This is a genomic window from Paraburkholderia sp., from assembly GCF_026225065.1.
In the GTDB taxonomy this organism is placed as follows: domain Bacteria; phylum Pseudomonadota; class Gammaproteobacteria; order Burkholderiales; family Burkholderiaceae; genus Paraburkholderia.
In genome coordinates, this window is sequence record NZ_JAMFSB010000356.1 from 1 (window position 1) to 6,235 (window position 6,235).

Annotated in this window: 6 protein-coding genes; 5 read left to right on the forward strand and 1 reads right to left on the reverse strand. The window is 62.4% G+C overall.

The annotated features are described in order from the left end of the window. The 3 genes from M0954_RS24680 to M0954_RS24690 form a co-directional block, all read left to right on the forward strand. On the forward strand, positions 1-197 hold a 197-nt coding region (locus tag M0954_RS24680; RefSeq protein WP_297356030.1), incomplete at its 5' end, for a DapH/DapD/GlmU-related protein. Between the two features lie 419 nt (positions 198-616). Then, positions 617-1,342, forward strand: a complete 726-nt coding sequence (locus M0954_RS24685; protein ID WP_297356032.1) for a phosphatase PAP2 family protein — start codon at positions 617-619, stop codon at positions 1,340-1,342. A 188-nt stretch (positions 1,343-1,530) separates the two neighbouring features. Further along, complete coding sequence (locus M0954_RS24690) at positions 1,531-2,502, forward strand: aliphatic sulfonate ABC transporter substrate-binding protein (protein WP_297356037.1); 972 nt, start codon at positions 1,531-1,533, stop codon at positions 2,500-2,502. On the opposite strand, the gene M0954_RS24695 is transcribed toward M0954_RS24690, so the two are convergent. Continuing rightward, complete coding sequence (locus tag M0954_RS24695; RefSeq protein WP_122151861.1) at positions 2,503-3,684, reverse strand: ABC transporter substrate-binding protein; 1,182 nt, start codon at positions 3,682-3,684, stop codon at positions 2,503-2,505. It abuts the gene before it with no gap. Positions 3,685-3,913: 229 nt separating this feature from the next. Between M0954_RS24695 and M0954_RS24700 the strand changes: the two genes are divergently transcribed. Together M0954_RS24700 and M0954_RS24705 are read left to right on the forward strand one after the other, a co-directional pair. Beyond that, a complete protein-coding gene (locus tag M0954_RS24700; RefSeq protein ID WP_122151860.1) occupies positions 3,914-5,737 on the forward strand; it encodes an ABC transporter permease in 1,824 nt (607 codons plus the stop codon). A gap of 11 nt (positions 5,738-5,748) precedes the next feature. Further along, positions 5,749-6,235: ATP-binding cassette domain-containing protein (locus M0954_RS24705; protein WP_297356034.1), on the forward strand; the 487-nt coding region annotated here is incomplete at its 3' end.

Consider the following 6,235-nt stretch of genomic DNA (forward strand, 5'->3'; position numbering starts at 1 on the left):
GGCGCAACGGCGTAATCGCAAAGCCTATCGTAATTGAGAGAAGCGTTTGGATCGCAGCTGGGGCGACCATCATCGGTGGCGTAACAGTAGGCGAGAACTCGGTGATCGCTGCAGGATCGGTAGTTACGAGGGACGTCCCCCCGAATACGCTTGTGGGTGGAAATCCGGCGAGGGTCATTCGTTCGATTGGTGACTGAGGGAGCGTCCGCAGAAGGTCAATTCGGATGCTAAGAAATTCTCCAAGGATCAGCGAGAAATCTGGCAGTGCACGATAGTGCAGACTGGCCGAGCGAGTCGACGTTCGCGCGACTGACTTGTCTATTACATATTGCTTTCGTTACGCAAGCAACGCAAAGTGCAATCTGCGCCGCCTGACGCCTTCCAAACTATGTCGCAGAACCAAGTATTGTGCTGCCGGCCGCAGACTTCGCTGGTGACGGTGATCATTTTGTGAACGTGTGTGCGCTCGCAAACGTAGTAACGGATTGCAAAGTGCATTAATTGCGGCAGGTTCCGGCTGGTCCAGCAAGAGCGGCTCACCTCATGGGCGGGTGCCTGCCGTGCGCTCCGTTCCCGTACACGATAACTCCGAAAAGTAGGCGATTCGTAAACCAATATGCTCCGTCAAATCATCGACAGCTTTGACTCGGCGATACTGGCCTTCCTGACGCACGGTGCGCTGCACACGGCGACTTACGGTCATGCGGTCAGTCACGTTGCAGACTTCTACCTGTTCAAAGGCGTCCTGCCATTAGCCATGCTATGTGCCATCTGGTTCGACACAAGGGAGCGCCGGCAGTGGCAGTGGCAGCGGCAAATGGTTGTTGCCACCGTCCTGAGCGGTGTGCTGGCGCTTTTCATTGGCAGAGTTCTGGCTCACTATTTGCCTTTCCGCCAGAGACCGCTCTACGACAGCAGCCTGCACCTGACGTTTCCAATAGCGGCCACTCCGGAGGCGGTTCTTCGAACCTGGAGTTCGTTTCCTAGCGACCATGCGATGCTGTGGTCTGCCGTCGCGATGGGCATCTTTCTCGTCTCCCGATGGATGGGCGTGCTCGCGCTGCTGCAATGCGCATTTCTTATCTGTCTTCCGCGCGTTTATCTGGGCTTGCACTATCCGAGCGACGTTCTGGCAGGAATCATCCTCGGCGTTGGCGTTACCTGCGTTGTAACGCGAAAACCGATCATGGAGCGATTTGCGCCAGCCATCGTTCGACTCATCGATAGGTATCCGAACGTTTCGTATGCGGGCCTGTTTGTCATTTTGTTTGAACTTGCGACTACGTTCGACGAGCCACGGGAGCTGGCGCAATCCATCTTTCGACATGTCCTTCACGGTTAACTCTGGATCACCCGCGTCCCACGATGCCGATAAATAGCTACGACATTTTTTTGAAAATTGTCGAATCCATCCGATTCGTAGAGGACCGCTGATAGAGTGACGGTTCGGCACTCATATAATTCGACCGGACTTTTTCACCCGTGACACTTTCTATCCTCCGCTTCCTCGCACGCGCGGCGCTGACCTCGCTGCTGGTCATCAGCAGTGCCCATGCGCAAACCGCTAGTAGCTCGCCTACGCCCGTGAAGCTGCGAATCGGCTATCAAAAGTCTTCGACGCTCATCACGATCCTGAAAGCACGCGGCTCGCTCGAGCAAGCACTGGCGCCGCTGGGCGTGACTGTTACGTGGAACGAGTTTGCAAGCGGCTTGCCGCTGACCGAAGCACTCAACGCCGACGCGGTGGACTTCAGCGCCGACGTTGCCGACACAGTCCCGGTATTCGCCCAGGCGGCCCATGCGCGCTTTGTGTATGTGGCGCAAGAAGCACCGTCACCGGGCGCGCAGGCCGTCATTGTGAAGCGCGATGGGCCGCTCCACACACTTGCAGACCTGAAAGGCCAGCGCATAGCGGTGACCAAGGCAGCGGGCAGTCATTATCTGCTGCTTGCCGCGCTCGCCAAAGCGGGGCTGGCACCGGCAGACGTGCACATCAGCTACCTGACACCTGCCGACGGACGCGCCGCATTCGAGCGCGGTAGCGTCGACGCATGGGTCACGTGGGATCCTTACGTCGCCGCGGTCGATAAAACGCCGGACGTGCGCATCCTCGCCAACGGGGAAAGTCTGGCCTCCTATCAACGGTACTACCTTGCGTCGAGCAGCTTCGCCGCAGCCCACCCCGATGTAATCAGCACGGTGTTCGCGCAACTGACGTCGGCGGGCGAGTGGGTTCGCGCGCATCCCGACGATGCCGCCAAACTGCTGGCGCCGATCTGGGGTTTGGACGCAGCGACGATCGGACGCGCGAATGCACGTCGTAGCTATGCGGTGCGCGCAGTGGACGCGCAGCATTTCGGTGAGCAGCAGAAAATTGCCGACACCTTCTACCGGGCGGCGCTGCTGCCCGCACCGGTAGACACGGCGACGGCGCTCCGCTGGAATTTCACCACGAAGCGCGCGGAAGCGGTGGGCGTGTCGACCGCCGCTTCTGGCGGCTAATCATTTCGCCGCGACGGTTGCATTACCGAGTTCAGCCCATTGCCCGTTGCGCACCACGATGTCGATGCTCTTCACGCCGGCCACCCGGCGCGTAGTCGGATCGAAGTTCGCCTTGCCGAACACGACGCTCGGCACGTCGTGCAGTTTCGGCAGCGCATCCCGCACGCCTTTGCGATCGAGGCCGCCCGTACGCAGCGCGTAGGCTGCAATGATAGTGGCGTCATACGCGAACGCATTAAACGCATCCGGCTCGCGATGATATTTCGCCTCGAATCCGTGCACGAAGCGCTGCACCTCGGGGCGCGGATCGCCGGGGAAGAAGTTCGTATTGGTCGCTACTCCGTTCACCGCGTCGCCGCCCAGTTCGAGGAACTTCGGCGAGTAGACGGAGCTCGCGGCCACCACCGGCAGGCGGATGCCGCTTTCCCTCGCCTGCCGCACGATCTGCGCGCCGTCGGCGTAATAGGAGATCAGCACGAGCCCATCCGGATGCGCCCCGTTTACGCGTACGAGCGTGGCGCGGAAGTCCTTGTCGGTCGTCTGATAGCCTTCCGCCGCGACCACCTGAACGCCGCGCGCGGCCGCGGCCTTGACGAATACGTCTTTGCTCGCGCGGCCCCAATCGGTGTTCTGGTACAGCACCGCAACGTGATGGAGGCCTTCTTTCACGGCAAGATCCGCGATCAACGGCTGTGCATCGGCCTGGCTGACCGACGGACTCCAGATGAAATCGCCACCCTTGGTGAAGTCCGGATGCGAATTCGTGAAGCCGAGTTGTACGAGACCGGCACGCTGATAAATCGGCGAAGCCGCCATCGAAGCGGGGCTGGAGAAGTCGCCGAGTTCGATCAGGATCTTCGGATCGGAGACGAACTTTTGCGCGATCGTCACGGCTTGGCGCGGATCGCTTTGACTGTCTTCGAAAACGTATTGCAGCGGGTGACCGTTGATACCGCCATCCGCGTTGATTTCGTCGAGCGCGAGGTCGAAGCCGGCCTTCCATTGGGCGCCGTACTGGGCATTGGGCCCCGTCAGCGGGCCGCTGACGCCGAAGTACACCGGGGTGCCGGTTGCGCTGCCTGCTGCCGCGAACGGCGCGTGCAAAACCCCGATGGCGAGGGTGGAAGCTGCAAGCCAGCGCAGCAGTTGGCGGCGCGAGCCGCTCGTACGCAACAGGTTCATGAGAACATCTCTCCGCAAGTTCGAGGCAAAACAATGAGTCTGCGATGCGGGCGGCGTGTACTCAACGAATCGATTCAGATATCGATATTCGCGCCGCAGCGTAGGCGCATTAGTATTTCAGACCAAAAAGAATAAGCATTCGTGCGAATCTTGGTTGGCGGGTTTTTTTCCTCGTGTTTAGATGGACGGTTTGCGACCCGCTGCGTCACGAAAGGGGAATGAAATCGTTATGGGCGCGTGGCTCGAATACACCATCAACGGGCTGATCGTCGGCAACATCTATGCGTTGCTGGCGGTGGGGCTCGCGCTGATCTTCGGTGTCTCGCATCTGATCAACTTCGCCCATGGTTCGGTGTACATGATCGGGGCCTTCGTCGGCTGGTTTTGCCTGACGAAGCTGGCGTTGCCTTTACCGGTTGCGTTCGCCGCGACGATCGCGGCCTGCGCGCTGCTTGGCGTCGCGATCGAGCGCATCGGCCTGCGGCCGCTGCAGGGCGCGGCACGCATTGCGCCGCTGCTCGCCACGATCGGCATCAGTTTCGTGCTCGACCAGCTCGCGCAACTGGTGTTTGGGCCCGATCCCCGGCCTGTGCCGGCGGCGTTGCCGAACTGGACCGTCGTGATAGGCGGCGCGACGATCGGCTCGCTAGACGTGCTGATCGCGCTGATCGGCGGCGGCGCGGCCTGCGTGCTCTACGCCTTTCTGCGCTATACGCGGCTCGGCTGGGCGGTGCGCGCCACTGCGCAGGATCGCGACGCGGCGCAGCAAATGGGCGTCGACGTGAACGCGGTGAACCGCACGGTGTTTGCGATCGCCTGTGCGCTCGGCGGACTGAGCGGCCTGCTGGTCGGCATGTACTACAACAGCATCGACCCTTCGATGGGCTTCCAGGCGACGCTCAAGGGGGTCGTCGCACTGCTGATCGGCGGGCTCGGCAATGTGCCCGGCGCGATCGCGGGCAGCCTGCTGCTAGGCCTCGTCGAGAGCTATGGCGTCGCCATGTTCGGCACTAGCTACCGCGATCTTTTCGCGTTCGTGCTGCTGCTCGCGTTTCTGGTCTGGCGCCCGAACGGTCTGTTCAGCTCGAACCGCCGGCTGCCGCCCGAGCCGCTCACGGGCACCTTCCTGTCGAACCGGCTAACACTGAAGCTGCCGCGGCCAGTGCTCATCGTGCTGGTGCTGGCGGCCTTTGCGCTGCCGTTCGTGGCGCCGTCGCCCTATGTGCTGCAGACGCTTACCAACGGCTGGATCTACGGTCTGCTCGCGCTGAGCCTGACGCTGGTGGCGGGGACGGTCGGGCAGATCTCGCTCGGACACGCGGCGCTGCTGCTGATCGGCGCCTATGCGTCGGGACTGCTGTCGGTCGATCTCGGCTGGTCGCCGGCCGTGACGATTCCGCTCGCCGGCGCTATTACCGCGGTGCTGGGCACGCTGCTCGTGTATCCATCATTCCGCCTGCGCGGCCACTACGTATCGATCGCGACGCTCGGTATCGGTGAGATTGTCGGTCTCGTGGTACTGAACTGGGATGGCCTGACGCGCGGGCCGATCGGCGTCTCCGGCATCCCGCCGCTGTCGCTATTCGGCTGGGCGCTCGACGATGCACGCTCGGCCTACTGGCTCACGCTGACGATCCTCGTCGGCTTCGCACTCGTTCAGGTCCGGTTGCTGCATTCGCATCTGGGGCGTACGTGGCGGGCCATCCGCGAGGATGACGTCGCGGCGCGCGCCTACGGCATCCGGCCGAACCGCTACAAGGCGATGGCATTCGCCTTTGGCGGTCTCGCCGCGGGTGTTGCCGGTGCGATCGCCGCGCATCAGTACAGCTACATCAACTATCAGACCTTCGATTCGCAGGTGTCGATCCTCGCACTGACGATGGTGATTCTCGGCGGCCTCGGCAACGTGCTCGGCGCGATTGCCGGTGCAGTGGCGCTGATCGGCCTGCCCGAACTGTTCCGCTTTGCCGCCGAGTACCGGATGCTGGTCTACGGCATCGTGCTCCTGCTGCTCGTCCGCTTCCGGCCGCAAGGCCTGTTCGGCACCGTGTGATGGAGGCGGCGATGGATCATCCGGCCGGGGACGCTCCCGACATTCTCTTCGACGTGCGGCGCGTGACGCGCCGCTTCGATGGCGTCACGGCCGTGGCGGATGTGAGTTTTTCGGTTGCGCGTGGCGAATGCGTCAGCGTGATCGGTCCGAATGGCGCCGGCAAATCGACGCTTTTCAATCTGCTGAGCGGCGCGGATGTTCCCGACGAAGGTGTGATCCGGTTCGACGGCGAAGATGTGACCGGCTTCGCGCCGGAGCGCTTCGCGTCGCGCGGCGTCGCCCGTACGTTCCAGCACGGCCGCGTATTCGGCAACCTGAGCGTGCTCGACAACGTGTTGATCGGCGCGCACGCGCGGCTCGAGTTGGCGCGTCGCGGGCTGCCGGGCGTGGGGGCGGTGGCGGAACTGTTGCGAGCGCTGTTTGCGCTGCCGAGCGTGCGTCGCGAACAGCAGCGGCTCGATGCCGAAGCACGCGCCATCCTCGCGCGTTTCGGCAGCC